21 protein-coding genes and 1 tRNA gene are annotated in these 26,499 nt (G+C 66.1%); 14 read left to right on the top strand and 8 right to left on the bottom strand.

Annotated elements, in window-relative coordinates:
* Positions 1–26 precede the first annotated feature (26 nt).
* Positions 27–1,538 (bottom strand): DEAD/DEAH box helicase, encoded by a 1,512-nt coding sequence (locus tag ACLBKS_RS02010; protein WP_410191116.1) that lies wholly within the window; start codon positions 1,536–1,538, stop codon positions 27–29.
* A gap of 116 nt (positions 1,539–1,654) precedes the next feature.
* Between ACLBKS_RS02010 and ACLBKS_RS02005 the strand changes: the two genes are divergently transcribed.
* The gene (locus tag ACLBKS_RS02005; protein ID WP_410191115.1) at positions 1,655–2,992 is read left to right on the top strand and encodes a GGDEF domain-containing protein; all 1,338 of its coding nucleotides are present in this window, start codon (positions 1,655–1,657) and stop codon (positions 2,990–2,992) included.
* A 70-nt stretch (positions 2,993–3,062) separates the two neighbouring features.
* Here ACLBKS_RS02005 and dcd read toward each other — a convergent pair whose 3' ends face one another.
* Positions 3,063–3,632, bottom strand: a complete 570-nt coding sequence (gene dcd, locus ACLBKS_RS02000; protein WP_410191114.1) for a dCTP deaminase — start codon at positions 3,630–3,632, stop codon at positions 3,063–3,065.
* A gap of 92 nt (positions 3,633–3,724) precedes the next feature.
* Positions 3,725–4,630, bottom strand: a complete 906-nt coding sequence (locus ACLBKS_RS01995) for a LysR family transcriptional regulator (RefSeq protein WP_410191437.1) — start codon at positions 4,628–4,630, stop codon at positions 3,725–3,727.
* A gap of 127 nt (positions 4,631–4,757) precedes the next feature.
* Between ACLBKS_RS01995 and ACLBKS_RS01990 the strand changes: the two genes are divergently transcribed.
* From ACLBKS_RS01990 to ACLBKS_RS01965, 6 genes are all read left to right on the top strand, one after another.
* Positions 4,758–6,923: a thiamine pyrophosphate-dependent enzyme gene (locus ACLBKS_RS01990; RefSeq protein ID WP_410191113.1), complete on the top strand. Its 2,166-nt coding sequence runs from the start codon at positions 4,758–4,760 to the stop codon at positions 6,921–6,923.
* A 2-nt stretch (positions 6,924–6,925) separates the two neighbouring features.
* Positions 6,926–8,539 (top strand): indolepyruvate oxidoreductase subunit beta family protein, encoded by a 1,614-nt coding sequence (locus ACLBKS_RS01985; RefSeq protein WP_410191112.1) that lies wholly within the window; start codon positions 6,926–6,928, stop codon positions 8,537–8,539.
* Positions 8,540–8,598: 59 nt separating this feature from the next.
* Positions 8,599–9,603, top strand: coding sequence for a Bug family tripartite tricarboxylate transporter substrate binding protein (locus ACLBKS_RS01980; RefSeq protein ID WP_410191111.1), 1,005 nt, complete (start codon positions 8,599–8,601; stop codon positions 9,601–9,603).
* Between the two features lie 178 nt (positions 9,604–9,781).
* Complete coding sequence (locus ACLBKS_RS01975) at positions 9,782–10,240, top strand: acyl-CoA thioesterase (protein WP_410191110.1); 459 nt, start codon at positions 9,782–9,784, stop codon at positions 10,238–10,240.
* A gap of 94 nt (positions 10,241–10,334) precedes the next feature.
* The gene (locus ACLBKS_RS01970) at positions 10,335–11,171 is read left to right on the top strand and encodes a helix-turn-helix transcriptional regulator (protein ID WP_410191109.1); all 837 of its coding nucleotides are present in this window, start codon (positions 10,335–10,337) and stop codon (positions 11,169–11,171) included.
* A gap of 99 nt (positions 11,172–11,270) precedes the next feature.
* Complete coding sequence (locus tag ACLBKS_RS01965; RefSeq protein WP_410191108.1) at positions 11,271–12,248, top strand: MBL fold metallo-hydrolase; 978 nt, start codon at positions 11,271–11,273, stop codon at positions 12,246–12,248.
* A 145-nt stretch (positions 12,249–12,393) separates the two neighbouring features.
* On the opposite strand, the gene ACLBKS_RS01960 is transcribed toward ACLBKS_RS01965, so the two are convergent.
* Complete coding sequence (locus ACLBKS_RS01960; protein ID WP_410191107.1) at positions 12,394–13,887, bottom strand: glycerate kinase; 1,494 nt, start codon at positions 13,885–13,887, stop codon at positions 12,394–12,396.
* A 100-nt stretch (positions 13,888–13,987) separates the two neighbouring features.
* Complete coding sequence (locus tag ACLBKS_RS01955) at positions 13,988–14,902, bottom strand: LysR family transcriptional regulator (protein ID WP_410191106.1); 915 nt, start codon at positions 14,900–14,902, stop codon at positions 13,988–13,990.
* Positions 14,903–15,062: 160 nt separating this feature from the next.
* On the opposite strand from ACLBKS_RS01955, the gene gcl reads away from it, so the two are divergent.
* From gcl to ACLBKS_RS01930, 5 genes are all read left to right on the top strand, one after another.
* Positions 15,063–16,838 carry a glyoxylate carboligase gene (gcl, locus tag ACLBKS_RS01950; RefSeq protein ID WP_410191105.1) on the top strand — a complete coding sequence of 592 codons (1,776 nt, stop codon included), beginning with the start codon at positions 15,063–15,065 and terminating at the stop codon, positions 16,836–16,838.
* Between the two features lie 33 nt (positions 16,839–16,871).
* Positions 16,872–17,651 carry a hydroxypyruvate isomerase gene (gene hyi / locus ACLBKS_RS01945; protein ID WP_410191104.1) on the top strand — a complete coding sequence of 260 codons (780 nt, stop codon included), beginning with the start codon at positions 16,872–16,874 and terminating at the stop codon, positions 17,649–17,651.
* A 79-nt stretch (positions 17,652–17,730) separates the two neighbouring features.
* Positions 17,731–18,642: a 2-hydroxy-3-oxopropionate reductase gene (gene glxR / locus ACLBKS_RS01940; RefSeq protein ID WP_410191103.1), complete on the top strand. Its 912-nt coding sequence runs from the start codon at positions 17,731–17,733 to the stop codon at positions 18,640–18,642.
* A 156-nt stretch (positions 18,643–18,798) separates the two neighbouring features.
* Entirely contained in the window at positions 18,799–19,494 is a 696-nt protein-coding gene (locus ACLBKS_RS01935; protein ID WP_410191102.1) for a hypothetical protein, read from the top strand.
* 267 nt (positions 19,495–19,761) lie between these two features.
* Complete coding sequence (locus ACLBKS_RS01930; RefSeq protein ID WP_410191101.1) at positions 19,762–21,435, top strand: response regulator; 1,674 nt, start codon at positions 19,762–19,764, stop codon at positions 21,433–21,435.
* Positions 21,436–21,528: 93 nt separating this feature from the next.
* Here the strand turns inward: ACLBKS_RS01930 and ACLBKS_RS01925 are convergent, their stop codons facing one another.
* Positions 21,529–22,779, bottom strand: coding sequence for a type II toxin-antitoxin system HipA family toxin (locus tag ACLBKS_RS01925; protein WP_410191100.1), 1,251 nt, complete (start codon positions 22,777–22,779; stop codon positions 21,529–21,531).
* Positions 22,776–23,123 carry a helix-turn-helix domain-containing protein gene (locus tag ACLBKS_RS01920; protein ID WP_410191099.1) on the bottom strand — a complete coding sequence of 116 codons (348 nt, stop codon included), beginning with the start codon at positions 23,121–23,123 and terminating at the stop codon, positions 22,776–22,778. Before ACLBKS_RS01920 ends, ACLBKS_RS01925 begins: the two co-directional genes overlap by 4 nt.
* Positions 23,124–23,413: 290 nt before the next feature.
* Between ACLBKS_RS01920 and ACLBKS_RS01915 the strand changes: the two genes are divergently transcribed.
* The gene (locus ACLBKS_RS01915; protein WP_410191098.1) at positions 23,414–25,120 is read left to right on the top strand and encodes a response regulator; all 1,707 of its coding nucleotides are present in this window, start codon (positions 23,414–23,416) and stop codon (positions 25,118–25,120) included.
* A 52-nt stretch (positions 25,121–25,172) separates the two neighbouring features.
* A tRNA-Ser gene (locus ACLBKS_RS01910) sits at positions 25,173–25,262 on the top strand.
* 487 nt (positions 25,263–25,749) lie between these two features.
* On the opposite strand, the gene ACLBKS_RS01905 is transcribed toward ACLBKS_RS01910, so the two are convergent.
* Entirely contained in the window at positions 25,750–26,274 is a 525-nt protein-coding gene (locus ACLBKS_RS01905; protein WP_410191097.1) for a hypothetical protein, read from the bottom strand.
* Positions 26,275–26,499: the final 225 nt, after the last annotated feature.

The following is a 26,499-nucleotide window of genomic DNA, read 5'->3' as shown; positions in this document are numbered from 1 at the left end:
TTGAGCCTAGGCGGATGGTCGCCTGATCAGGACTGCTTGAACAACGCCGCCAACTTGCGCTTGGGACGGATGTTGGTGGACAGATTGCCGCGGTTGGTGGCCGGCTTGGCCGCGGCCTCCCAAGGCGCGGGCTCAGCGACCTCGGTCGCGGGAGCTTCGTAGGGGCGGTCGAAGAAGGGATCAGCCGGCGCGGCCCGGGGCGCTGGGCGGGTTTCGCGGCGACGTTCCAGGCCTGGGGCGCCCCGATCAACTCGCTCGCGGCTACGCTCACCGTCCTCGCGGCCACGCTCTTGGTCGTAAAGGCGATGCCCTTCGTTGAAGCGGCCCTGACGCCGGATATCCGGGCGGTCTTCCTCGAACTCGATGGGTTCGATCTCGATCTTGGTCTTGATCAACTTCTCGATCTCGGCCACCGACTTGACGTCGCGCGGCGACACGAAGCTCACCGCGACACCCTGCGCCCCGGCACGGCCCGTGCGGCCAATGCGGTGCACGTAGTCCTCGGCGTTGAAAGGAATGTCGATGTTGAACACCGCCGGCACGTCCTTGATGTCCAGGCCACGCGCGGCCACGTCGGTGCAGACCAGCAGATCGACCTCGCCCTTCTTGAAGGCATCCAGCGCCTTGAGGCGCTCGTCCTGGCTCTTGTCACCGTGCAGGGCCGCGGTCTTGAGACCATCGCGTTCCAGCGCGCGGGCCAGCCGGGCGCAGCCCAACTTGCTGTTGACGAAGACGAAGGCCTGCTTGAGGTTCTTGTCGCGCAAGACCTGGCGCAGGGCGTGGCGCTTGTCGTCCTCGCCCACGCTGTAGAAATGCTGCTCCACCGTCGTGGCCGTGGCGTTGGATCGCGCGACTTCGATGGTGATGGGGTTCTGCAAGTAGCTGGAGGCCAGGCGCTTGATCTCGGGCGAGAAGGTCGCGCTGAACAGCAGCGTCGTGCGCTGCTTGGGCAGGTGGCTGAGGATGCGCTGAAGATCGGGCAAGAAGCCGATGTCCAGCATGCGGTCCGCCTCGTCCAGCACCACGTACTCCACCTGGTTGAGCACCGCGTTCTTGGCCTCGATGTGATCGAGCAAGCGGCCGGGAGTGGCGACCAACACCTCCACCCCCTTCTTCAATTCCAGGGTCTGGGGCTTCATGTCCATGCCACCAAACACCACCGCGCTGCGCAGGTGGGTGTACTTCGCGTACATCTTGACCTGTTGCGCGACCTGGTCCGCCAACTCGCGCGTGGGCAGCAACACCAAGGCGCGCACGGGATGGCGCGCGGGGGACGTCGAGGCGTTTTCGTGCTTGAGCAGGCGCTGCAACAAGGGCAGCGAGAAAGCCGCCGTCTTGCCCGTGCCGGTCTGGGCCGCCCCCATCACGTCCTGCCCCGCCAACACGACCGGGATGGCCTGCGCCTGGATGGGCGTCATGGTTTCGTAGCCCATCTCGGCCACGGCGCGCTTGAGCGGCTCGGCCAGGGTCAGATCGGCGTAGCGTTTGGGGGCCGGAGATGCGAGCTCTGGGGATTCAGCACGAATTTCGTCATTCATTGCGCTCAATTATCCCCTATTGGGCGGATCTGCCCTTCAATACACGGGCGGCGCCACGGATCGACAGGAGTGGGCCCCGCCGCTACAGTGGCGGCGCAGCCAGGGAGCCCACACTCTTGAATCTGGATCTTTACACGCAGTATTTCTTCTTCGGCGTCATTGATCTGATGCAAGGCATCAGTCTCTACCTGCTCTGGCGCCGGGAAAAACAGCCCCACCTCCTGCTGTGGGCCTTGGGTTTTGGCGTCAGTGCCTGCGGCTTCCTGCTCGTGAACCTGCGCCACACCCCACTGGCGCCGCTGTCCGTGATCATCGCCAGCGGCACCTTGGTCACCTTGGGACTGGCCTTGCTGCACGCGGGGCAATGCGCGTTGCTGCGCCAGCGGGATCTGCACGGCCGCATGCGCGATGCCTTGCGCTGGAGTTGGCCGTTCACTCTGACCGCCATCGAACCGCTGGCGCTGTGGCTGGCCCGTTCGGACGCCGACAGGGTGGTTCAGGCCCATTCCGCGCTGCTTGGTCTGGTCGCGGCCTTCGGGTTGGCGGCGCTCGCGCGCAGACGTGATCAAGCCCAGGAACTCGACAAATTCGGCCGCAGCCGGCGTGACCCGATCATCTTTTGGGCGCTGCTGATCGTGTTGATGGTCACGCGCGTGGTGCTGGCGCAAAACTTCACGGAACTCTTTCTGGTGTTCGAGCAACTGATCTACGGCGTCCTGGCCTTGCAGGTGCTGGGCATGGTGGCGGCGCACGTCGGATTGTTCGCGGCCTTCATGAACATGCACACCGCGGCACTGAACGCGGAACTCCGCAGCCGATCCACCGCGCTGGAAAAGAGCTTGGACCAGTTGCGCTGGATCAGCGAAACCGACGCGCTGACGGACCTGGCGAACCGGCGCAAGTTCAATGAAACCTTGGCCGCCGAGTGGGCACGCGCCATGCGGCGCGGGCAGCCTCTGGCCTTGTTGATGATCGACATCGACCACTTCAAGCTCTACAACGATCACTACGGCCACCCCCAGGGCGACCGCTGCCTGGAGCGCGTGGCACGGGTCCTGAGCGCGGCCGCGCAGCGTCCGGGTGACCTGGCGGCACGTTATGGTGGCGAAGAGTTCGCCCTGATCCTTCCAGACACCGCCAGCGCCGGTGCTGAAAGTTTGGCCCAGAAAATCCTGGATGCCGTGCGGGCGCAACGCATACCGCATGCGGCCACGCCATTGTCGGAGGGCATCGTCACCTTGAGCATCGGGGTGACCAGTCACCTGCCCCAAAAGACCGGGCGCCCCCGCGAGCCCGACACGTCCTTCAAGCAGGGGGGCGTTGGGCACTCGGCGGGAATGCCCCACCTGGAACGATTCATCCAACGCGCGGACGCCGCGCTCTACGAAGCCAAGCACCAGGGGCGCAACCGCGTGACCGTGGCCGTCGAGGACAAGACGGCCACCACGGCCTGACCGCGGGCCCCGCCAGCGCAGCTTGCATACCGCCCCAAGACGGGCACGTGCTGGCAGGCGCCGCGACCGCTCAGGCTTTGGGCAAGGTCACGCCACTTTGCCCCTGGTATTTGCCGCCCCGATCCTTGTAGCTGGTCTCGCAGACCTCGTCACTTTCAAAGAACAGCACCTGGGCGCAACCTTCACCCGCGTAGATCTTGGCGGGCAGGGGCGTGGTGTTTGAAAACTCAAGCGTCACGAACCCCTCCCACTCGGGTTCGAAGGGCGTGACGTTGACGATGATCCCGCAGCGCGCATAAGTGCTCTTGCCCAGGCAGATGGTGAGCACGTTGCGCGGAATGCGGAAGTACTCCACCGTGCGCGCCAGCGCGAAGCTGTTGGGCGGGATGATGCACACGTCGCTCTCAATGTCCACGAAGCTCTTCTCGTCGAAGTTCTTCGGGTCGACCACGGTGCTGTGGATGTTGGTGAACACCTTGAACTCGCGCGCGCAGCGGATGTCGTAGCCGTAGCTGCTGGTGCCGTAGCTCACGATCTTGTGCCCATCCGCCGCGTAGCGCACCTGCCCGGGCTCGAAAGGCTCAATCATGCCGTGCTGCTCGGCCATGCGGCGGATCCATTTATCGCTTTTGATGCTCATGGGGTGTTCCTGAAATTGGGGTGGGATTGTAGGTGGGCGGCTCCAGCCCCAGGGGGGTTGGGCGGAGCGGGGCCACCGCGGCACGCGGGACCTCAGCGCACGGAGAACAGCCCCACCATCAATTCACGCAGCCAGCGGTTGGCCGGGTCCGCCTCGAAGCGGCGGCTCCAGTGCAGCGAGACCGTGAAATCGCGCAGCGGGAACGGCGGCTCAATCAGCGCATAACCATTCGCCGTGAAACCCCGGGCGATGTTGCGCGGCATGACGAGTGCCAGGTCCGTCACGCCCACGATGGCGGGCAGGGCCATGAAATGCTCGGCCGTCAAGCGTATGCGGTCTTCAAGCTGCAAGCCTTGCAAGATGCGCAGCGTGTCGGAGTGGGTCCGTCCGGCGACGAACTCCAAGCTGCGCAGAGCGTCCAGCAGGGCCGCTCCTTGCTTGCGCCGGGCCACGGCGAGAAAAGGATGCCCCGCCCGAAGCATCACGATGTAGCGGTCCTGCAGCAGTTGCACACGCTGGGTGTCCTTCACCATGGGCAGGAAACCAAAAGCGAAGTCGATGCGCCCCTCGTCCAACGCGGCCCCGATCTGATCGCGTGGCATGGGCAGGGTCTGCACCCGAACCCCGGGCGCTCGCTCGCGCAGGGTCGGAATCAGCTCGGGCAGAAAGCGGCTCTCGCCCATGTCGCTCATGTGCAAGCGAAAGGTGCGCGTGGATTGCCGTGGGTCGAAAGCCGCGCTTTCGTTGAGTGCGGCTTCCAGCGTGCCGAGGGCCTGCCGAACTGCCCCGGCCAAGCGATCCGCCCGCGCCGTGGGCTTGACGCCACCGGCCCGGCGTTCGAACAGCGCATCGCCCAGCAACAGGCGCAGGCGGCCGAGGCCGTGGCTGGCCGCAGGCTGGGTCAGGCCCACGGCCTCGGCCGCGCGGCTGACGCTGCCCAAGCGGTAGGTGGCGTCGAACAGTCGCAGCAGGTTGAGGTCCAGCTCGTTGATATGCATACCACTCATATTACATATCTCGCAGATGCTATTGAAGAATGTCGCATCCAGCGAGACACTGCGGCAGCTCCCAGGCCCTCGTGCCCGAGGAACGATCACAGAACAAGGAACGCAAGAGGAGACGCGCGTGGAAGTTTCATTCAGCCAGGAGATCAAGTCCCTGGCGCTGGGCCAAGGCCAGACCTTCCATGGCGAGGGCATCCTCGCCATCACCAAGGCCCTGCTGCAGTCCGGCGTGTCCTACGTCGGCGGTTACCAGGGCGCGCCGGTCTCACACCTGCTGGACGTGATGGTGCAAGCCAAGGGCTACATGGACGAGCTCGGCGTGCACGTCGAGGCCTGCTCCAACGAGGCCTCGGCCGCCGCCATGCTGGGCGCCTCCATCCACTACCCGCTGCGTGGGGCCGTGACCTGGAAGTCCATCGTCGGCACCAATGTGGCGGCAGACGCCTTGTCCAACCTGGCCTCGCCGGGGGTCACCGGCGGCGTGCTCATCGTCGTGGGCGAGGACTACGGCGAGGGCGCCAGCGTGATCCAAGAACGCACCCATGCCTACGCGCTCAAGTCCGGCATGGTGCTGCTGGACCCGCGCCCCGACCTGCAATGCATGGTGGACACGGTGGAGCACGGCTTCGCCCTGTCCGAGGCCTCGAACATGCCCGCCATCCTGGAACTGCGCATCCGTGCCTGCCATGTGCGCGGTAGCTTCGCGGCACGCGACAACCGCGCGCCCCGCATCTCCACCCGCGCGCTGATGGAAGAACCCGCGGCCTTCAATTACGAACGGCTGGCCCACCCGCCGGTGACCTTCCGCCACGAAAAGCTCAAGGTGGACCAGCGCCTGCCGGCCGCACGGGCCTATGTGCGCGAGCACCAGCTCAATGAGCTGTTCCCCGGCAAGCACGGTGATCTGGGCATCGTGGTGCAGGGTGGGCTCTACAACACCCTGATCCGCACCCTGCAGCAGTTCGGCCTGGCCGATGCATTCGGTCAGACCGACATCCCGCTGCTGGTGCTCAACGTCACCTACCCGCTGGTGCCCGAGGAACTGACAGCGTTCTGCGTCGGCAAGCGCGCGGTGCTGATGGTCGAGGAAGGCCAGCCCGAGTACATCGAGCAGGAACTGGCCACGATGCTGCGCCGCGCCGACATCCAGACACCGCTGCACGGCAAGGACATGCTCTCCATGGCGGGTGAGTACTCGGCCGAGGTCATGGCCGGCGGCCTGGAGAAGTTCCTGCGGCAGTACCGCAATGAACTGCTGCCCGCCGCCGTGCCCGAATGGCTGAACGGCAACCGCGAGCGGCGCGCCACCATTGCCCAGGACATCGCGAAGAACGGGGGCCAGGCCCTGCCCGCCCGTCCACCGGGCATGTGCATCGGCTGCCCCGAGCGGCCCGTGTTCTCGGCGCTGAAGATCGCGCAGCAGCAGGTGGGCGACGTGCATGTGGCGGGCGACATTGGCTGCCACGCGCTCGCCACCTTCGAGCCCTTTTCCTTCGGCCACTCCATCCTGGGTTACGGCATGTCGCTTGCCAGCCGCGCGGGCGTCTCACCGGTGATGAACCGTCGCGTGCTCTCGGTCATGGGCGACGGCGGCTTCTGGCACAACGGCCTGCTGACCGGCGTGCAAAGCGCGCTCTTCAACGGCGACGATGCCGTGCTGCTGATCTTCAAGAACGGTTACACCTCGGCCACCGGCACGCAGGACATCATCTCCACGCCAGGCGACGCGGCCAAGGCCCTGGCCGCCGACAAGCGCCAGAGCCTGGTGCACACCAACCAGACCATCGAGAGCACGCTCAAGGGCCTGGGCGTGCAGTGGCTGCGCACCGTGCACACCTACGAGGTGGACAAGGTGCGCAAGACTTTGGTGGACGCCTTCACCTCGGATTTCAATGGCCTCAAGGTCATCGTCGCCGAGGGCGAGTGCCAGCTTGAGCGTCAGCGCCGCATCAAGCCCTGGATCGCGAGCCTGCTGAAAAAAGGACAACGGGTCGAACGTGTGAAGTACGGCGTGGACGAAGACGTCTGCAATGGGGACCACGCCTGCATCCGACTCAGCGGCTGCCCCACGCTCACGCTCAAGGACAACCCGGACCCGCTCAAGGTCGACCCCGTGGCCACCGTGATCGACGGCTGCGTGGGCTGCGGGCTGTGCGGCGCCAACGCCCACGCGGCCACGCTCTGCCCGTCCTTCTACCGCGCCGAAGTCGTGCAGAACCCGCGCTGGCATGAACGCCTGTTCAGCGCCCTGCGACGCCCCCTGATCAAAGCTTTGCAACCCGCCTGAGCATGACCCAACAACCGATTTCTCTTTTGCTCTGCGCCCTCGGTGGCGAAGGGGGCGGCGTGCTGACCGAATGGTTGGTCGAGACCGCGCGCCACGCGGGCTACCCGGTGCAGGCCACCTCCATTCCGGGCGTCGCCCAGCGCACCGGCGCAACGACCTATTACCTGGAAGTTTTTCCAACGCCCCAGTCCGAACTGCAGGGCCGACGCCCCGTGCTCGGCCTCTACCCCATGCCCGGCCGACTGGACGCCCTGGTGTCCAGCGAGCTGCTGGAAACCGCGCGCCAACTCAGCCTGGGCCATGCCAGCCGTGACCGAACCTTGGTGATCAGTTCCACCGCGCGCACGCTGACCACGATGGAAAAAATGCAGCTGGGTGACGGCCGACGCGACAGCGCCCAGCTGGCGCAACTCGTCGCTGCACATAGCCGCGCCCACCACCTGATCGACATGGCCGAGCTGACGCGCCAGGCCGGTACCGTGGTCAGTGCCGTTTTGTTGGGTTGCATCGCGGCCAGTGGCCTACTGCCCATGAAGCGCGTGGATTACGAACTCATCATCGGTGGCGAAGGCAGCATGGCGCAAGCCAGCCTGCGCGGTTTCGCACTGGGCTTCGAGGCCGTGAGCGCGCAACGTCAGCAGGCCCGCTACATCGACGCGGTGCTGAACACGCGCCCAGCCTCCTCGGCGCCCACGACCGATGCGCTCCAGACTGCGCCCGCCCTGCCAACCGAGGTGGCGTCGCGTTTCCCCGCCACGCTGCACGACCTCATTGCCTTGGCCCGCGCCCGCCTGACCGAATACCAAAACGCCGCCTACGCGCGGCGCTACGTGGAGCGCCTGCACACCGTGCTGGACGCGGAACGCGTCAGCGACCCCGAGGGCCGACGCGGCTGGGCCATCACCCGCGAGATGGCGCGCTGGCTGGCGCTGTGGATGGCCTTCGACGACATCGTGCGCGTGGCCGACCTCAAGAGCCGCGCCAACCGCTGGCAGCGGGTGGTCGGCGAGGTCAAGGCCAAGGACGAGGACCTGCTCAAGCTCTACGACCACTTCAAACCCGGGGTTCCCGAGTTCGCGGCGTTGCTGCCCAGCGCGCTCGCCAACCGCCTGCTGACCTGGGACAAGAAACGCACGCTCGCGGGCAAGACGCCTTGGGCCTTGCCACTGAAGATCGGCACGCACACCGTCACGGGACTTCTGGCCCTGCGCCTCTTGGCTGGACTCAAGTGGCTGCGGCCGCACGGCAGCCGTTTCGTGAGCGAGCAAGCCTTGATCGACGAATGGCTGGCGGCCGTCACGCAGCAGACGGCGCGCCACTGGGACAGCGGTTTCGAGATCGCCCAGTGCGGTCGGCTCATCAAGGGCTATGGCAGCACCAATGAACGCGGCAAGGACAATCTGCTGCACGTCGTGCGTCACCTGGCCACCGCCTCGCATTTCGCCGACGACGCGGCGCGCGCGGCCGCCATCGCCGCCGCCCGCCAAGCCGCCCTGGCCGACGACGCGGGCCAGGCCCTGGACAAAACGCTGAAGCAACACGGCGCTCCCGCGCGCCCGCTGAAGGCCCAGCCCATCCGCTGGGTGCGCAAGCCCGCGCTGAGAAAAGCCCCCTGATCATTTCGCCCGTGCCAGACCCCAGGCCCCAGATTTTTTCAACGAGGAGACAACACACCATGACATCCCACTCCACCTCAGCCCTGCGCCGCGCGCTGCTGTCCGCGGGCGCCGCCATCGGCGGTCTGGCCCTGGGCCTGCTGCCCCTGCCTGCGGCCGCCCAGGCCTACCCGAACAAGCCAGTCAAGGTCATCGTGACCTTCCCGCCGGGCGGCGTGGCCGACACCCTGGGCCGTCTGGTCACGGCGCCGCTGCAAGACGTGCTGGGCCAACCGGTGGTGGTGGAGAACCGCGCTGGCTCGGGCGGCAACATTGGCGGCGACGCGGTGGCCAAGTCGCCGGCCGACGGCTACACCCTGCTCATGAGCTCGGGCGGCCTGGTGTCGGTCAACCCACACATCTACGACAAGATGCCCTTCAACCCGTCCAAGGACATCGTGCCCGTGGCCTCAGTCGCGCGCGTGGCCGTCTTCCTGGTGGTGCGCAAGGACCTGCCGGTCAACAACGCGCAGGAGTTCATCGCCTACCTCAAGGCCAATCCGGGCAAGCTCTCCTACGGTTCTCCGGGCAATGGCAGCTCGCCCCACCTGGCGGGTGAAATGTTCAAGAGCATGACGGGCACCGACGCCCTGCACGTGCCTTACAAGGGCGCGGCCCCGGCGTTGAACGACCTGCTGGCCGGCCAGATCGATTTTTCCTTTGACCCGGGCATCGCCTTGCCGCACGTGCAGTCGGGCAAGCTCAAGCTGCTGGCCGTGGGCAGCCCGCACCGCGCGGCCATCGTGCCCGACACGCCCACCGTGGACGAAGCCACCGGCCTCAAGGGCTTTGACGCCGACAGCTACTTTGGCTTCTACGCCCCCGCGGGCACACCCGCCGCCGTGGTCACGCGACTGAACACCGAGATCAACAAGGTCCTGGGCACCCCCGCCGTGAAGGAACGCATCAATGCCGTGGGCGGCGCCGCCGCGCCCATGACGCCCAAGCAATTCGCCGCCAAGGCGGACGAAGACTCCAAGCGCTTCGGCAAGCTGATCCGCGAGCGTGGCATCAAAGGGGATTGATGGGCCCCCTCGGCACGCGTGAACGGGCCCCACCCGTTCGCGCGGGGCCGTTTCAAGTCCATCACGCGGCTCACGACGAATGGCTGCTCGACCAAGCCCTGCTGAACTGCGCCGCGAGGCGCAATGCGCGCCATTTCAGTTTGAGCCATCCGAAGCCACGAACACCACGGGACCCACCATGAGCAGCGAAGCCGCCACACCCCGGACCATCACTTACCTGCAACGCGTCGAGTTCGGCGATTGCGATCCGGCGGGCATCGTGTGGTTTCCCAATTTCTTCCGTTGGATCGACGCCGCGTCACGCCATTTCTTCATCGAATGTGGCGTGCCGCCTTGGCACGAGACGGAAAAAACCACGGGCGTCATCGGCACGCCGCTGGTCGACACCCATGCACGCTTCGTCAAGACCGCCAGCTACGGCGATGTGCTGCACATCCGCGTGCACGTGGCCGAATGGCGCGACAAGAGTTTTGTGCAGCGCTACCGCATCGAACGCCTGAATCACGACCGCTCCGGTGAGGAGATGGCACTGATCATGGAATGCGAGGAAGTCCGCATCTTCGCCGCCAGGCGCGAGGACGGCGCGGGCATCCGCGCCATCCCCATTCCGGCCGATATCCGGGTGCTGTGCAACTGAAGCACACGCAACCCTGCGGGGCGGCGCGAGGCGCGGGCATGGGGCCATCGTGCTATCTTGCATGGCCGCATCACCGCCTCGCCATCTCAGCCCCATGAACGCCGAACCCTCGCCGGGCCACCTCTTGCTGCTGGCCCGCCTGCACGAACTCGCCAGCCAAGACAGTGCCCTGCCCTGCCTGTGCGTGCGCGCGGTGCAGGCCCACCATATCAAGGCCGTGGACATAACCGGCCCCGCTCTGGTGATTCCGCTGCGCGGGACCAAACGCTGCCGCGAAGGTGGCGACTGGCTGCGCATCGAGCCAGGCCAGATGCTGCTGGTGCCTGGCGCGCGCAGTCTGGACGTGGAGAACATTCCCGATGACGTTGTCGGCGACTACACCGCCATCGCCATCGGGATTGAGCCCGCGACCCTGGAGGCGGCTCGCCAACTGCTGCCCGACCGCGCCTTCGGCCAACCCGGGCCCGTGGCAAGGATTGCCCTGGATGACGTGGCGCTGGCCTTGCTGAACTGGGTGGACGCGCTGCTGGCCGGCGAAACCGTCTTCGCCTGCCATGCGATGGCTGGCGTGGTGCTGCGCCTGCATGCACTGGGCCACGGCGGCCTACTGGCGCCGGTGACGCCGAGCCTCGGCGAGCAGATCCGCGCCATGGTCGTGGCCGAACCCGCGCGCGACTGGAGTTCGTCCGACATCGAACAAGCCTTGGGGCTCAGCGGGGCCACCCTGCGGCGCCAACTCGCGGCGGGCGGGACCTCGCTGCGTGAACTGATCATCGGCGCGCGCCTCGCCCAAGCACTGATCCTGTTGCAAAGCACGCGACTGCCGGTGAAATCGGTGGCCATGCGGGTGGGTTACGCCTCGACCGCCAGCTTCAGCAAGCGCTTCGCCGAACGCTATGGGGTGGAACCGTCGCGCGTGGGCGGCGTCTGAACGGTTCGCGTGCGATTCTGAGCGATTCGCGTCAAGGCGGCTGCCTACACTGGTCTCAGACAGCGATGGCTGTCGCTCCTTCCTCCACAGAGACCAGACATGCACACACCAACACGATTCATGCGCCGCGGCCTGATGGCCCTCGGCCTCGCCTTGAGCACGCTGAGCCTGCACGCCGCGCCGCCCGCGCAGAAAACCCAGGTCCCGGGCTACTACCGACTCGCCAACGGCAACTTCGAAGTCACCGCGCTGTACGACGGCTTTGTCGATCTCGGCACGCCCTTGCTCAAGGGCCTGCGCACGGACCAGATCCAGAGCCTGCTGGCGCGCATGTTCATCGACAGCAGCAAGGGCGTGCAAACCGCCGTCAACGCCTACCTCGTGCACACCGGCGAGCACCTGGTGCTGGTCGATGCCGGGGCGGCGAGCTGCTTTGGCCCGAGCCTGGGCCAGGTGCAGGACAACATCCGCGCGGCGGGTTACCAACCCGAGCAGGTCGATGCGGTGCTGCTGACCCATTTGCACCCGGACCACCTCTGCGGTGTGCTCGACAAGAACGGCCAGCCCGCTTTCCCCAAGGCCACCCTCTGGGCCGCGCAACAAGACATCGATTTCTGGTTGGACGAGAAAACGGCCAACGCGGCGCCCAAGGACAACCAACCGTTCTTTCGCATGGCCATGGACGCCGTCCGGCCCTACAAGGTCGCAGGCCGCCTGCGCAGCTTCCAAGCCGGTGACACCCTGTTGCCCGGGGTGAGCGTGGTGGGCACGCCGGGTCACACGCCTGGCCACAGCTCTTACCTGTTCAGCTCCGGCGTGCACAAGCTGCTGGTCTGGGGTGACATCGTGCACAGCCATGCCGTGCAATTCCAGCACCCCGAGGTGTCTTTGGAGTTCGACGTGAACCAGCAGCAGGCCATCACCACGCGCAGGGCCTTGTTCCAGCGTGCCAGCGAGTCGGGTTGGACCATCGCGGGGGCTCACTTGCCCTTCCCGGGCCTGGGCCATGTGCGCAAGGACCCTCAAGGCTACGCCTGGGTCCCCGTGGAGTTCGGACCGATCCGCGGCGACCGCTGAAACGACGACGCGGCGCGCCACGGCGCGAATGGTCGCGCCGTGCCCATCCCGGCCGACATACGGGCGCTGCGCACGTAAGGCTCACACCCATCGACGCAGGCGCGAGGGGCGGCAAGCCGCTCGCGCCTGCGTCATCGCGTGCCACTCACAACACCAGCAAGGCGCGAAAGTCGTTGACGTTGGTGTGGGTCGGTCCGGTCACGAGCAGATCACCGAGTGCCTGGAAATAACCGTAGCTGTCGTTGCGGTCCAGGTGGGCCGTGGCGGACAGCCCCAGCGCCGCCGCACGGGCCAGCGTGTCGGGCGTCACGAAAGCGCCCGCGTTGTCTTCGATGCCGTCGATGCCGTCAGTGTCCGCGGCCAGCCCCCAGACACCGGCTTGCCCCTGCAAGGCCACGGCCAGGCCCAAGCAAAACTCACCGGCACGCCCGCCCCGCCCGGGGCGGGCTTCCAGGTTTTCGCCCCGGCCGGGGCCGGCCTCCTGGTTTTCGCCCCGCCCGGGGCGGGCCTCCAGGTTCTCGCCACGCCCGCGCGGTGCTTCGGATGGCTGAGGCCGCACGGTCACCGTGGTCTCGCCGCCACTGAGGATCACGCAAGGTCTTGCGAAGGGTTGGCCTTCGCGCGCGGCGAAGCGCGCGAGCGCAGCGTGCACCTTGCCGACCTCGCGCGACTCGCCTTCCAGTTCATCGCTCAGCACATAAGCGTTCAGGCCGATCGCTCGTCCCCACTCGCGCGCGACCTCGGCGGCGGCCTGCAGCGATTCCTTGGGCGTGGCGATCAGGCGCACGGTGTGCCCCGCGAACACGGGGTCGGCAGGCTTGGGCGTTTCGTAAGCCCCCTGCTCCAGCGCGGTCTGCGCGGCGGTTGGCAGGGCAATGCGGTAGCGCTTCAAAATCGATAGCGCGTCAGCGCAGCTGCTGGCGTCGGGCACCGTGGGGCCACTGGCGATGACGGACGGATCGTCCCCCGGCACGTCGCTGATGGTCAGCGTCACCACCCGCGCAGGCGCGCAGGCGGCGGCCAAGCGACCGCCCTTGATGCGCGAGAGGTGCTTGCGCACGCAGTTCATCTCGCCAATGTTGGCGCCGCTGGCCAACAGCTCGCGGTTGATGCGCTGCTTGTCGGCCAGTGTCAAACCCTCGGCGGGCAAGGTCAGCAGGGCGGACCCACCGCCGGAAATGAGGCACAGCACCAGATCATCCGCCGTCAGGCCCTGCACGGTCTGCAAGATGCGTTGCGCCGCGGCCATGCCCGCGGCATCGGGCACGGGGTGCGCCGCTTCGACCACCTCGATACGCTGCGCCAAGCCCGCAGGGCGCGGCGGCGTGTGACCGTAGCGTGTAACGACCAGGCCCGACAGCGGCGCATCGGCCCCTGCATGTGCGGGCCACAAGGCCTCCACGGCCTGGGCCATGGCGCCCGCGGCCTTGCCCGCGCCGATGACGATGGTGCGGCCACCGCTGGCACGAGACGGCGGTGGCGGCAGGTGCGCCCCCATCGTATGCAGCGGGAGGGCGCGGCGCACGGCGGTCTGGTAGAGGTGGCGCAAGAAATCGCGCGGTTGCGTGCGTGGGTCCGGGGGCGAGCCATCGGGAACGGCGAGGGCAGTGTGGGACGAGGGCGTGTTCTTGAGGGGCATGGTGTCTCTTGTCTTGTCTCCGGCGCGCATTGTGCGGCAGGGCATGGGTCGGGGCATGTCGCGCGGATCGCACGCACTCCAGGCGTGCATCAGGGCCACATCAGGCTTTCGGCAGATCGTCCCACCAGCGGTCGCCCAAGCGTGACTGCAGGTAGGCGATGAAGGCCATCACCTTGCCCGGCACCAGCTTCGGACTGGGGAACACGGCGTGGATCTCCTGCTCGGGCAGCACGTGGCCTTGCAGCACTTCGACCACGTGTCCGCTCTTGAGCGACTCACTGGCCACATAACGCGGCATGGCCGCGATGCCGTAACCATTGCGCGCCGCGGCGAGCACGGCGGACAGATTGTTCGAGCGCAGCCGCCCAGCCACGGGCACGGTGACGGCCTCACCTTTGGGACTGGTCATCCGCCAAACATCGTCGCCCAAAACGCTGCTGTAAATCAATGCGGGATGCTCGCTCAATTCGCTGGCCTTCTTGGGCATGCCCTGCTTGCGCAGGTACTTGGGCGCAGCCACCAGCACCCAGGGGTTGGTGGTGAGGAAGCGCGCGCCCAGCGTTGAATCCGCGAGCTTGCCCATGCGAACCGCCACGTCGATGCCTTGCGCCACGAGGTCGGTGTAGCGGTCCTCGAAACTCAGGTCCAGCTGCACCTGCGGGTGCTTGGCCATGAAGTCCAGCGCCAGCGGCGTGATCACGCGCCGACCAAACGCCACCGAGGTGCCGATGCGCAGCAGGCCTTGCGCCTGCGTTTGTTGCAGGCGCACGCTGTTGTCGGCCTCCTCCGCGTCGCGCACGATGTTCTTGCATTTCTCGTAATAGAGCGCACCCGACTCGGTCACGCTGATGCCGCGCGTGTTGCGGTTGAGCAGGCGCACGCGCAGGCTCTCCTCGAGCGCCGCGACCAGCTTGGTCACCGTGGGCTGCGTGGTGGCGAATTCACGCGCGGTCTTGGAGAAACTGCCGGTTTCCACCACCCGCACGAACACCTGCATGGCATGCAATCGGTCCATCTTGGCTTGATTCCTAAGGCTGCTTGACTGTAGAACGGTTCGCGTCCGACACGACCATCCGGCTCATTCCGCCTGGGAATAGATGTTATGGGCGCCCTCGGTATTCCGCAAGCGACCGTCTCTTCCTACAGTGCGCTCATCTGTTCACTAGGAGATTCTCATGGCCAAAATGAAAGCCATCGAAGCCGCGGTCTGGGTGTTGGAAAAAGAAGGTGTCACCCAGGCCTTCGGCGTGCCCGGCGCGGCCATCAACCCGCTCTACGCCGCGCTGCGCAAACAAGGCAGCATCGGCCACATCCTGGCGCGCCACGTCGAGGGCGCCTCGCACATGGCCGAGGGCTACACGCGCGCCAACCCCGGCAACATCGGCGTGTGCATCGGCACCAGCGGCCCGGCAGGCACCGACATGATCACCGGCCTGTACTCGGCGCAGGCCGACTCCATTCCCATCCTCTGCATCACCGGGCAGGCCCCGCGCGCACGCCTCTACAAAGAGGATTTCCAGGCCGTGGACATCGAATCGATTTCCAAGCCCGTGACCAAGTGGTCCGTCACCGTGCGTGAACCGGCCCAGGTGCCGCGCACCTTCCAACAGGCCTTTCACCTGATGCGCTCGGGCCGCCCAGGCCCGGTGCTGATCGACCTGCCTTTCGACGTGCAGATGGCCGAGATTGAATTCGACCCCGAGACCTACGCGCCGCTGCCGGTCTACAAGCCGGCTGCCACGCGCGCTCAGATCGAGAAGGCGCTGGCCATGCTCAATGAGGCCGAGCGTCCGCTGATCGTCGCGGGCGGCGGCATCATCAACGCCAATGCCTCCGATTTGCTGGTGGAGTTCGCCGAGCTGACCGGCATCCCCGTGATCCCGACCCTGATGGGCTGGGGCACCATCCCCGACGACCACCCCCTGATGGCGGGGATGTGCGGTCTGCAGACCAGCCACCGCTACGGCAACGCCACCATGCTGGCCAGCGATTTCGTGCTGGGCATCGGCAATCGCTGGGCCAACCGGCACACCGGCTCGGTCGAGACCTACACCAAGGGCCGCAAGTTCGTGCACGTGGACATCGAACCCACGCAGATCGGCCGCGTCTTCTCGCCGGATTTCGGCATCGCCAGCGACGCCAAGGCCGCGCTGCGCCTCTTCGTGGAAGTGGCGGGTGAGTGGAAGGCTGCCGGCAAGCTGCCCAAGCGCACGGCCTGGGCCACCGAATGCCTGGAACGCAAGAAGACCCTGCGCCGCAAGACCAACTTCAACCAGGTGCCCATGAAACCCCAGCGCGTTTACCAGGACATGGTGGAGTCCTTTGGACGTGACGTCTGCTACGTCAGCACCATCGGCCTGTCGCAGATCGCGGGCGCGCAGTTCCTGCATGTCTACAAACCGCGTCACTGGATCAACTGTGGCCAGGCTGGCCCCTTGGGCTGGACCGTGCCCGCCGCGCTGGGCGTGCGCGCGGCCGACCCCGGCCGCAAGATCGTGGCGCTGTCCGGCGACTACGACTTCCAGTTCATGATCGAAGAGCTGGCCGTGGGCGCGCAGTTCAAACTGCCCTACATCCACATCGTGGTCAACAACAGCTACCTCGGCCTGATCCGACAGGCGCAGCGCAACTTCGAGATGGACTACTGCGTGCAGCTGGCCTTCGAGAACATCAACACCCAGGGCGACCCAGTGGCCCAGGGCTATGGCGTGGACCACGTCAAGGTCGTCGAGGGCCTGGGCTGCAAGGCCATTCGCGTGCACAGCCCGGACGACCTTAAGCCCGCCATCCAGAAAGCCGAGATGCTGATGGCCGAGCACCAAGTGCCGGTGGTGATCGAGGTGATCCTGGAGCGCGTGACCAACATCGCCATGGGCACGGAAATCGACAATATCATCGAGTTCGAAGACCTGGCCGAGAAGCGCGCCGACGCCCCCGCGGCCGTGGCCTGACCCCTTGCGCACTCACAACGACGGAGACGATCGATGCCCCAATTCGCGGCCAACCTGACCATGCTGTTCAACGAGGTGCCCTTTCTGGAGCGCTTCGCGGCGGCCAAGGCGGCGGGCTTCACGGCGGTGGAATACCTCTTTCCTTACGCCTACGACAAGCATGAGCTGGCCAGCCTCCTCAAGACCCATGGCCTGAAGCAGGTGCTGCACAACCTGCCCGCAGGTAACTGGGAGGCGGGCGAACGCGGCATTGCCTGCCACCCGAACCGCGTGGAGGAATTCCGCGCGGGCGTGGACCAAGCGATTGCCTACGCGACCGCCCTGGGCTGCCCGCAAGTCAATTGCCTGGCGGGCAAGGTGCCCGAAGGCGTGGGCGCCACCCAGGCCCATGCCACCTTCGTCAGCAACCTCAAGTACGCGGCGGGCAAGTTGCAAGGTGCGAACATCAAGCTGCTGATCGAGCCCATCAACAGCTACGACATCCCGGGCTTCTTCCTCAATACAACGGCACAGGCCTTGGCGGTCCTCGACGGCGTGAGCAGCCCCAACCTCTACGTCCAATACGACATCTACCACGCGCAACGCATGGAGGGCGAATTGGCTGCGACAATGCAGAAGCACCTGGCGCGCATCGCCCACATCCAGCTCGCCGACAACCCGGGACGCAATGAACCGGGCACGGGCGAGATCAACTATGCGTTCCTTTTCCGCCACCTCGACGCCATCGGCTACAAGGGCTGGATCGGGTGCGAGTACAAGCCGCGCGCCAGCACCACCGAAGGGCTGGGCTGGATCAAGGCGCTGACCCCCTGACTTCTTGCATGCGCGGGCGGCGAGCCGCACGGCCCGTCGGGCGCCTGACGCTTCCCTCCCCAACACACGAGACACGCAGATGACCAAATCCGGACTCAAACTCGGCTTCGTCGGCCTGGGCATCATGGGCACGCCCATGGCGCTCAACCTCATCAAGGGCGGCCACGTTCTGTTCGTCAACACCCGCAGCAAGGTGCCACAAGAACTGGCCGACGCGGGCGCGACCGTCTGCACCACGCCCGCGGGCGTGGCCGAGCGCGCCGACATCGTCTTCACCATGGTGCCGGACACACCGGACGTGGAAAAGGTGCTGTTCGGCGAGAACGGCATCGCCCAGGGCCTGGGTAAAAACGGCAAGGGCAAGGTGGTGGTGGACATGAGTTCCATCGACCCCATCGCCACCAAAACTTTCGCCAAGAAGATCAACGAAACTGGCGCGGCCTACCTCGACGCGCCGGTCTCGGGCGGCGAAGTGGGTGCCAAGGCCGCCTCGCTGACCATCATGGTGGGCGGCGAGGAAGCCGTGTTCGAACGGGTCAAGCCGCTGTTCGAACTGATGGGCAAGAACATCACGCTGATCGGCGGCAACGGGGCGGGCCAGACCTGCAAGGTCGCCAACCAGATCATCGTCGCGCTAAACATCGCCGCCGTCAGCGAGGCGCTGGTGTTCGCGTCCAAGGCCGGCGCGGACCCGGCCAAGGTGCGCCAGGCGCTGATGGGTGGCTTCGCCTCCAGCCGCATCCTCGAAGTGCACGGCGAGCGCATGGTCAAACGCACCTTCAACCCGGGCTTTCGCATCGCTTTGCACCAGAAGGACCTGAACCTGGCCCTGCAAGGCGCCAAGGCGCTCAAGATGGCCTTGCCCCAAACAGCGGGCGCTGCCCAGCTGATGCAGGCCTGCGCCGCCCTGGGCCATGACCAGGCCGACCATTCGGCCCTGGTCAAAGCCCTTGAAGCCCTGGCGCAGCACCCCGTGGCGCCGGACGCCTGAGTCCGTGGCGCCGGGCTCCTGAGTCCGTGACGTACTGGAGCGAGGCTTCTCACGCCGTTCCCCACAGCGTGCGCCTGAGCTAAAGCATGGGCGCAGGCCAGAATGCCCCGGTTTTCCGGCCATCGGATGCCGGGCGCTGTGGCACAGTGCTCGGCCATGCGCCCCCCCGTCCATTGCCCTCGTCGCATCGCCCGCCCTGGCCCGGCCAGAGGGGCGCTGCCCTGGCTGTGTGGGGTCGCCCTGCTCTTGACGGCCTGTGCCTCGCCGCGCCCAGCACCAGGCAACGCGGGCCTCACATCCCCAACACGCAGCACGACGCCCGCACCTGGTGCGAATGCCACCATCGCGCCCGGCTACCGCCTGGACGCGGCCAAGCACCTGTATGGCCAAAACCGCGAGCGCATCTATGCGGGCGTGATGCCCCACTACTTGCGCGCCGTGGGCGTGCTCGAAATGGGCGTGGACGCGCGAGGCCAGGTCCAGAACCTGCGCTGGCTGCGCGCGCCCTCGCATGCCCCCGAGGTGATGGCCGAGATCGAGCGCCTCGTGCGCCAGGCCGCGCCTTTCCCGCCCCCGTCGCCATCGGCCTTGCAAGGCGGTTCGGCCCGTGTCGTGGAAACCTGGTTGTGGGACCAGAGCGGCCGCTTCCAGCTGCGCACCCTCAGCGAGGGCCAGGGTGAAAGCACACCCACCCCACTCACCCCACCCACCCCTACCCCAAGCTCGACGCAACTTGCTGTCCAGGGCGGTCAGGGCGGGGCTGCGCCCGCCCCGGCACCCAGCACCTTGTCCGCCGCACCTCTCGGATGGCAACCCGTGCGCGTGCATGTGGTGGCGGCCGACGGCCGCTGACCGTCGCGGGCTGGGCTCCTTCGACCGATCCCCCAATAGGGGGATAGCCCCACCCCCATCCCCACCGCCGTCCTCTGCCCCGCGTTACAAATTGGCAGCGGCCGATACCACGGTGGGTTCAGGCCTCGACGAGCCCTGATTCGGGCTGACCAGCACGACAGCGCCGGATTCTGGCCTTAAACTTGCAGCCTCCCGAACGAGACACCTCCCGGCCTCCGGCCGTATCAGCGCGCGCCCAAAAAGATCAGCAGACAGGACACAACGGCAATGGCATTAGAAGACGAAGATCTTTCCGGCATCCAGGCACTGATCATCGACGGCAACCACAGTTCGCGCGCGATCCTGGTGAATCAGTTGCGAGATTTTGGCGTCGGCAACGTCGAGCAGGTCTCGCGCACCTCGGAGGCGCGCCGCATGCTGGAGCGCCGCCATTTCGACATCATCCTGTGCGAGCAGCACTTTCAGGCCGACGAGCCCTCGGGCCAGGACTTCCTGGACGACCTGCGGCGCAACCAGATCCTGTCGTTCTCGACCATCTTCATCATGGTCACCAGCGAAGCCAGCTACGCCAAGGTCGCCGAGGCCGCTGAATCCGCGCTGGATGGCTACCTCATCAAGCCGCACACCGCTGCCCGCTTGGCCGAACGCCTGGAGCAGGCCCGCCAGCGCAAGGCCGTCCTGGCGCCCATCTTCGAGGCCATCGAATCCGACCAGCATGAAAAAGCCGCCAACCTGTGCATGGAGCGCTTTGAGTCCAAGGGACCTTACTGGCTCTACACCGCGCGCATCGGCGCCGAATTGCTGATTCGTCTGCAGCGCTACGAAGAAGCCCAGCGCTTGTACGAGGCCATCATCAACGCCAAGACGGTGCCCTGGGCCAAGCTGGGCGTGGCCCGCTCCCAGCTGGGCCGGGGCGAGGCGCAACGCGCCGTCGGCACGCTGGAAACACTGATCAGCGAGGACCCTCATTACGCCGACGCCTACGACGTCATGGGCCGCGCGCATTTCGAGCTCGGCAACCACGAGCAAACCCTGGTGGCTTACAAGATGGCCTGCGCGGCCACGCCTTACTCCGTGACTCGCATGCAGAGCCTGGGGCATTTGCATTACTACAAGGGCGAGTACGGCGAGGCCGAGCATGTGCTCAACCAGTGCGTCAACCAAGGCCTGGGCACGCGCTCCTTCGACCCGCAGACCCTGATGTTGCTGGGTTTCATCTACATGCAGATGGACGACCGGCAGGGCCTGCACCGGGTGCGGGGCGAATTGGCCAAGCTCGGCGCGCGCGAAACCGAGTACAGCCAGCGCCAGCGCACGATGGAAGCCACGCTGAACGCCCTGCTGGACGTCCTGCGCAAGGAGTACGGCCAGGCGCTGAAGGTCGCGCGCGAGCACGCCAAGCGCATCCGCGAACCCGACTTCGACGCCGAATCCGCCTCCAACCTGATCTTCCTGCTGTCGCAGATCGCCTCGCGCACGGTCTCCCTGGACCTGGACCTGAACGACTTCCCCCCCATCCTCGACACCTTGGGCGCGCGCTTCATCAGCGGACGCTCCATGAGCGAACTGATGGCCGGCGCGGCGCGTGCCCATGCCCCCTACGCGGACCTGCTGCGCGCAGCGGGCGAGCGACCGATCAAGCTGATGGAAAGCGCCGTCAAGCTCAGCATGGGGGGTGACCCCGCGGGCGCCGTGCGCGACCTGCTCAAGCACGCGCAGGACACCTTGAACGCACGCCTCATGACCACGGCGCAATTGGTGCTGCAACGTTACGCGGCCCAAATTCCGGACGCCGCCACCCACCAAACCACCATCCAGGACTGGCGGCGACGTTACGGCGGTCCCGCCCTGCGCACCACGCTCACGCTCGGCGGCCCCTCCGACAACCGCGAGGCGGGCGGCATTCCACTGCCCGTGGCGAAAAAGGCCCGCGCGCTCTGAGGCGCTTCGCCTCGTGAACGCGCGGTCACCGACGAGTCCAGGCCTTCTGGCCTTCTTGCACTCTGGCCTTCTTTCGCTCTCGCCTTCAGACCTTCATGGCCTTGCGTTCATCAAGGCCCGGCGCTCGCCCAGCAGGTAAGGCCGGTCAATCTGTTCGGCCAGACGGCCCAGATCGCCGGCGCTGACGCCACAGGCCGCGAAATGCGCCTGCCAGCCGTCCACCACCTCGGCCACCTCCCGAGCCAGGGCCTGCGCCTGGGGTCGGCGCAAACCAAAAGCAGTGGGCTCTGACACCAGGTTCTCCGCGCTGGCGTCCAGACCCAGGGCCCCAACGCGGAACTGCTGGTAGCCGAGCGCTTGGCCGGAAGGCAGCACGTCGAAAGCCGGAGCCAGCGCATAGCTGCGCCCCTGGACCAGCAGGGCGTGGTTCTTCTCGTGGTCGTCGGTGTTGTCGATCAGCACATTGAAGACCATGCGGCGAAACACCTGGGCGCCGTTGGCAGCGATCTGCGCCGGGTCTCCCCGGCGGCGCAGCAGCAGGGCGAGCTCGGGGTAGCCCGCTTCGCTGGCCGCGGCGCGCAAGGCCACATGGGCCGAGAGCGCATGCAAGCGCTGGCCGTCGGCACGGTCGAAACGGCGCACCGCCACGGCGTGGCCATCCAGCAAAGTCAGGGGGCGCGTCTCGCAGACCGAGATGCCCGCTCGTGCCGCCAGGGTCATGGTGGCGTGTTCGATCAAGGGGCTGTCGTTCGGGTCTCCCGCATCGGCGAACTTCAGCACCCAGGGATGGCCATCGATTTCGATTTGTGCCTTGGGCCGCGCGCCGCCCAGCGTGGTGCCCGGCGCCACCAGGCGCTGCAAGGACTCGTCCACCGGCTCGCCCGCCTCGATGCGGCGCACCAGCTCGTAGAGGGCGGGCACGTCGCCCACCACCGGCAGCACGGGTTGACGCTGCGGCTCGTAGCGCTGCGCCGAGCTGGAGACGCCCAAAGCGCCAAAGCGCTCATCGCCCGCGAAATAGAGGTACTCGAGCGTAGACAGACGCGGGGGTTTGTAGAGGTGGCGGATCACGCGCTCGCCCCAGCGGTCCGGGCGGGCGTCGTCCACCGCGCCCGCCGCCGCGTCGTTCTCGACGGGCAGGAACTCGCCGGGGCGCAAGGGCAGGTCCTCGCTCAGGGCCAAGCCTTCGGCCAACCAGGCCGGGTCGTACTCCAGCGAGACGCCACCGGGGTGCCCCGCCGTGCGCCGCACCAGGCGCAAACGGCCCACGAGGCGGGGCTGGGCGGGGTCGGCCAGCCACCAGAGAAACAGTTCATCGCGCGGGGTGTAGGGCACCGGGTTCATGCGGCCTCCTGTCCGTTGGCGCCCGAGCGCCTGCGTGAGCGGCCCTCGGCTTCGCGGATGCTGATCAGCAGCGCACCTTGGTCCAGCGCCGGGTCGGCCAGTTCGGGCAAGGCCTGCACCCGTCCGACCAACCACAAGGCCGCCGCGTACACGCCCATGCCGACGCCCGGGTCGCCTTTTTCCAGGCGGGTGACAGTGCTGACGGACACGCCCAGCCGCGCGGCCCAGGCCCGCAGCGATTCACGGCGGCGCTTGCGCGCCAGCGCGAGGTGCTCGCCCAGGCGTTCCAGCGCCACACGGGCCTCGGGCGGCAAGAAATCATGGTGCTCGGATGATTTGGACATGTCATTTAACAGCACAAAACGGCTTCAATGTACTCATTAATGAACAATATTGCAAGCAAGCCGCATGCGGGCGAGCCGTGAGGCTCGGGCCCAAGAGCGGCGCAGGGGCGGATCTGTGGGCGCGCGGCGAGGGGCGTGCATACATTTACTTACCAAGCTTGCCGTGACGCTACCGGATTCCAGCGTCACAAACGCCGCATCGCCAGCCAGGCACAAGCCCCACCGCTATCATGCAAGACCAGCCCGGTGGCCGCCTGCACGGCCGCCGCCGGGCACAAGGAAAGCGGCCCATGGCATTAGAAGACGAAGACCTCTCCGACCTGCTCGCGCTGGTCATCGACAGCAACCCAGGTTCGCGCGCCATCCTGGTGAACCAGCTGCGGGAGTTCGGGGTCGGCACGGTCGAGCAGACCATGCGCACGGCCGAGGCGCGGCGCATGCTGGAGAACCGCAAGTTCGACATCGTGCTGTGCGAGCAGCACTTCCAGCCCGGCACGCCCTCGGGCCAGGATTTCCTGGACGAGTTGCGGCGCCACCAGATCCTGCCGTTCTCGACCATCTTCATCATGGTCACCAGCGAGGCGAGTTACAGCAAGGTGGCCGAAGCCGCTGAATCCGCGCTCGACGGCTACCTCATCAAACCCCACACCGCCGCCCGCCTGGCCGAACGCCTGCACCAGGCGCGCCAGCGCAAGGCCGCGCTCAATGACATCTTCTCGGCCATCTCCACCGAGAACTACGACAAAGCCGCCGAACTCTGCCTCGCGCGCTTCCAGGCCAAGGAGTCCTACTGGCTCTACGCCGCGCGCATCGGCGCTGAACTGCTGATCCGTCTGCAACGCTACGACGAAGCCCAGCGCATGTACGAGGCGGTGATCGAGGCCAAGACCCTGCCCTGGGCCAAGCTGGGCGTGGCCCGCGCGCAGATCGGCAAGAACGAAACCCAACGCGCCGTCGGCACGCTGGAAGCCTTGATCAGCGAAGAATCGCAGTACGCCGACGCCTACGACGTGCTGGGGCGCGCCCAGTTCGAACTGGGCAACCACGACCAGGCCCTGGCCGCCTACAAGATGGCGTGCACCGTCACGCCCTACTCCATCACGCGGCTGCAAAGCCTGGGGCATCTCTATTACTACAAGGGCGAGTACGAGGAAGCAGAAAAGATCCTGAGCCAAAGCGCGCGCCAGGGCCTGGGCTCCAAGATGTTCGACCCGCAGACCCTGATGCTGCTGGGCTTCATCGCCATGCAGTCGGACGACCGCCGCGCCCTGCAGCGCTGCCGCGAGGACCTGGCCAAGTTGACGCTGCGCGAGGACGAATACGGCGCCCGCGTGCGCAGCATGGAAGGCATTCTGGGCGCGCTGCGCGACATCCTGGACAAGGAGTACGGCCGCGCCGCCAACTTCACGCGCGACCTCGCCAAGCAGGTGCGTGAACCTGACTTCGACATCGAAATCGCCGCCGACCTCATCGTGCTGATGTCTTACCTGGCCTCGCGCACCCTCTCGCTCGGGCTGGACTTGGACGACTTCCTGCCCGTGCTCGACACCCTGGCCGAACGCTTCGTGAGCGGGCGCTCCATGAACGATCTGCTGGCTGGCGCCGCGCGCCAGCACCTGCCCTACGCCGAGCGTCTGCGTTTCGCGGGCGAGCGCCCCATCAAGCTGATGGAAAGCGCCGTCAAGCTCGGCATGAACGGCGACCCCAATGGCGCCCTGCGCCAGCTGGTGGAGAGCGGGCGCGCCACGCTGAACGCCCGCCTCATGAGCACCGCGCTGCTGGTGCTGCACAAGTACGACCAGCAAATTCCGGACGCGACGGCGCAACTCGAAGCCATCAACGCATGGCGCGTCCAGTACGGTGGCCCCGGCCAGCGCCCCGCCTTGGGCGCCGCCGAGAACGCCCGCCCGCCCGGCGGCATCACCATCAACGCCGCACCCGAAAAAAAGAACGCGTCCGAAGCGCGTGATGGCGGCAAGAAGGCAGACGCCGCGTAGAATCTCGGCTCTTCATTCGCGCCCGCGCACCGCGCGCGGGCCGCACCGAACAGGAAGCGTGGCCGAGCGGTTTAAGGCACCGGTCTTGAAAACCGGCGATGGTGTGAGCCATCCGTGAGTTCGAATCTCACCGCTTCCGCCAGAGGGCGAGAAAACAAGAGGTTTTCTGTTCGGTTAAGCATAAAGTGGCCATCGGGACTGGTGACGCTGTATTCGCTATGCGACCCCATTCCTCTTTCTCAATCGACCAAGGACCTGGGTGCTTGGTGAATGGTGCCAGCGAACATCGCTGCCCATTCAAAGCATAGAGCTGGACAGCAGGACAGATGACAAGGCTCGCTGTGCAGCGATTGCTGGCGGTCGCTCCCGCGCTGTCAGGTTCCGGTGTAGTTCAAACAGCGCTTGTCCGCGCGCTCACGCCCTTGGTCGATCCAACGGGCGTGATCCATAGGAACTCCGACACTGGCAGCGCAGTGAATCTCCGTCTCGAATTCAAAGTCCGCTGTTGGCGAGTGCGAATAGGTGGTGTAGACCCGTTGCGGACAACTGGTGGTTGATAAAGCAGTACCTCACGATGAAGTTTTGAGGAGCATGCGCCTATCGCATTCACCCAGGTATTGCGATCCGCATCAATTGAAGAGCCGTGAGTCGTATTTACGCCAAGTAAGGTACGAAAAGTACGCTGAATAGGCAGCAATGACCGCAAAGAAAACAGAGATCCAATAGTCAATCTCGTTGCCAGTGCGCGTTGCCTCCTGAGATTCGACGAGCGTACGAGTGGGGCCGTTGGGTGCCACGATTTCCCAGACAGTGTGAAATTCAGTCTCTGAAGACCAGGGGTTGGGGCGATAGGCTTGGGGATCGAAGAGTATCGAGACTTGACCATGTTCTGCAGCAGATAGCGCTTCTCTGACAGTGCTACGCACCTTGCCCTTTGCTGGATAACGAAAAGTTTCCGGATAGCCTGCCAACTTGAAACTGATCACTCTGTTTGATTCGGCCACCCATGTGACTTTGCCGCTCGCATTTTCCAGTTGCGCTCGCTGCAGGATTTTGGTTTCGGACGTTAAGAAGCCTAGGATTGCCAATCCAGCGAAACCTGCGGCAATGAGCGCGAGATTTCTTGCGCTCACTCGTGGACGAACTACAAGCATGTTTAACGCTCCGGTCCTTGGATTGTTTTGGGTTGTGAGGTCCATCTCGACCCAAAGCAGAAACTCAGGGGCAGGAAATGCGGACGTTCAACGTTCGAGGTGAGTGGATGAACAGAGGCACTCTTTGCCCTAGGGCTTAAGTATCCGGCTGAGAAGAGCCGCCGGTAGCGAAGTACTTATGGACGGATTGCACGCCAAAAAAGCCAAAAAAATAAGCGCGGCGGT

The organism is Hylemonella sp. W303a (genome assembly GCF_046452315.1).
In the GTDB taxonomy this organism is placed as follows: Bacteria; Pseudomonadota; Gammaproteobacteria; order Burkholderiales; family Burkholderiaceae_C; genus Hylemonella.
The sequence above is the reverse complement of the archived record's forward strand: the minus strand, read 5'-3'. Positions and strand labels throughout refer to the sequence as shown.

Bases quoted from the DNA above. Each gene is read 5' to 3' on its own strand.
- ACLBKS_RS02010 (WP_410191116.1), bottom strand. From the start codon at position 1,538: ATGAATGACGAAATTCGTGCTGAATCCCCAGAGCTCGCATCTCCGGCC.
- dcd (WP_410191114.1), bottom strand. From the start codon at position 3,632: ATGAGCATCAAAAGCGATAAATGGATCCGCCGCATGGCCGAGCAGCAC.
- ACLBKS_RS01995 (WP_410191437.1), bottom strand. From the start codon at position 4,630: ATGCATATCAACGAGCTGGACCTCAACCTGCTGCGACTGTTCGACGCC.
- ACLBKS_RS01985 (WP_410191112.1), top strand. From the start codon at position 6,926: ATGACCCAACAACCGATTTCTCTTTTGCTCTGCGCCCTCGGTGGCGAA.
- ACLBKS_RS01980 (WP_410191111.1), top strand. From the start codon at position 8,599: ATGACATCCCACTCCACCTCAGCCCTGCGCCGCGCGCTGCTGTCCGCG.
- ACLBKS_RS01975 (WP_410191110.1), top strand. From the start codon at position 9,782: ATGAGCAGCGAAGCCGCCACACCCCGGACCATCACTTACCTGCAACGC.
- ACLBKS_RS01970 (WP_410191109.1), top strand. From the start codon at position 10,335: ATGAACGCCGAACCCTCGCCGGGCCACCTCTTGCTGCTGGCCCGCCTG.
- ACLBKS_RS01965 (WP_410191108.1), top strand. From the start codon at position 11,271: ATGCACACACCAACACGATTCATGCGCCGCGGCCTGATGGCCCTCGGC.
- ACLBKS_RS01960 (WP_410191107.1), bottom strand. From the start codon at position 13,887: ATGCCCCTCAAGAACACGCCCTCGTCCCACACTGCCCTCGCCGTTCCC.
- ACLBKS_RS01955 (WP_410191106.1), bottom strand. From the start codon at position 14,902: ATGGACCGATTGCATGCCATGCAGGTGTTCGTGCGGGTGGTGGAAACC.
- gcl (WP_410191105.1), top strand. From the start codon at position 15,063: ATGGCCAAAATGAAAGCCATCGAAGCCGCGGTCTGGGTGTTGGAAAAA.
- hyi (WP_410191104.1), top strand. From the start codon at position 16,872: ATGCCCCAATTCGCGGCCAACCTGACCATGCTGTTCAACGAGGTGCCC.
- glxR (WP_410191103.1), top strand. From the start codon at position 17,731: ATGACCAAATCCGGACTCAAACTCGGCTTCGTCGGCCTGGGCATCATG.
- ACLBKS_RS01935 (WP_410191102.1), top strand. From the start codon at position 18,799: ATGCGCCCCCCCGTCCATTGCCCTCGTCGCATCGCCCGCCCTGGCCCG.
- ACLBKS_RS01930 (WP_410191101.1), top strand. From the start codon at position 19,762: ATGGCATTAGAAGACGAAGATCTTTCCGGCATCCAGGCACTGATCATC.
- ACLBKS_RS01925 (WP_410191100.1), bottom strand. From the start codon at position 22,779: ATGAACCCGGTGCCCTACACCCCGCGCGATGAACTGTTTCTCTGGTGG.
- ACLBKS_RS01920 (WP_410191099.1), bottom strand. From the start codon at position 23,123: ATGTCCAAATCATCCGAGCACCATGATTTCTTGCCGCCCGAGGCCCGT.
- ACLBKS_RS01915 (WP_410191098.1), top strand. From the start codon at position 23,414: ATGGCATTAGAAGACGAAGACCTCTCCGACCTGCTCGCGCTGGTCATC.
- ACLBKS_RS01905 (WP_410191097.1), bottom strand. From the start codon at position 26,274: ATGCTTGTAGTTCGTCCACGAGTGAGCGCAAGAAATCTCGCGCTCATT.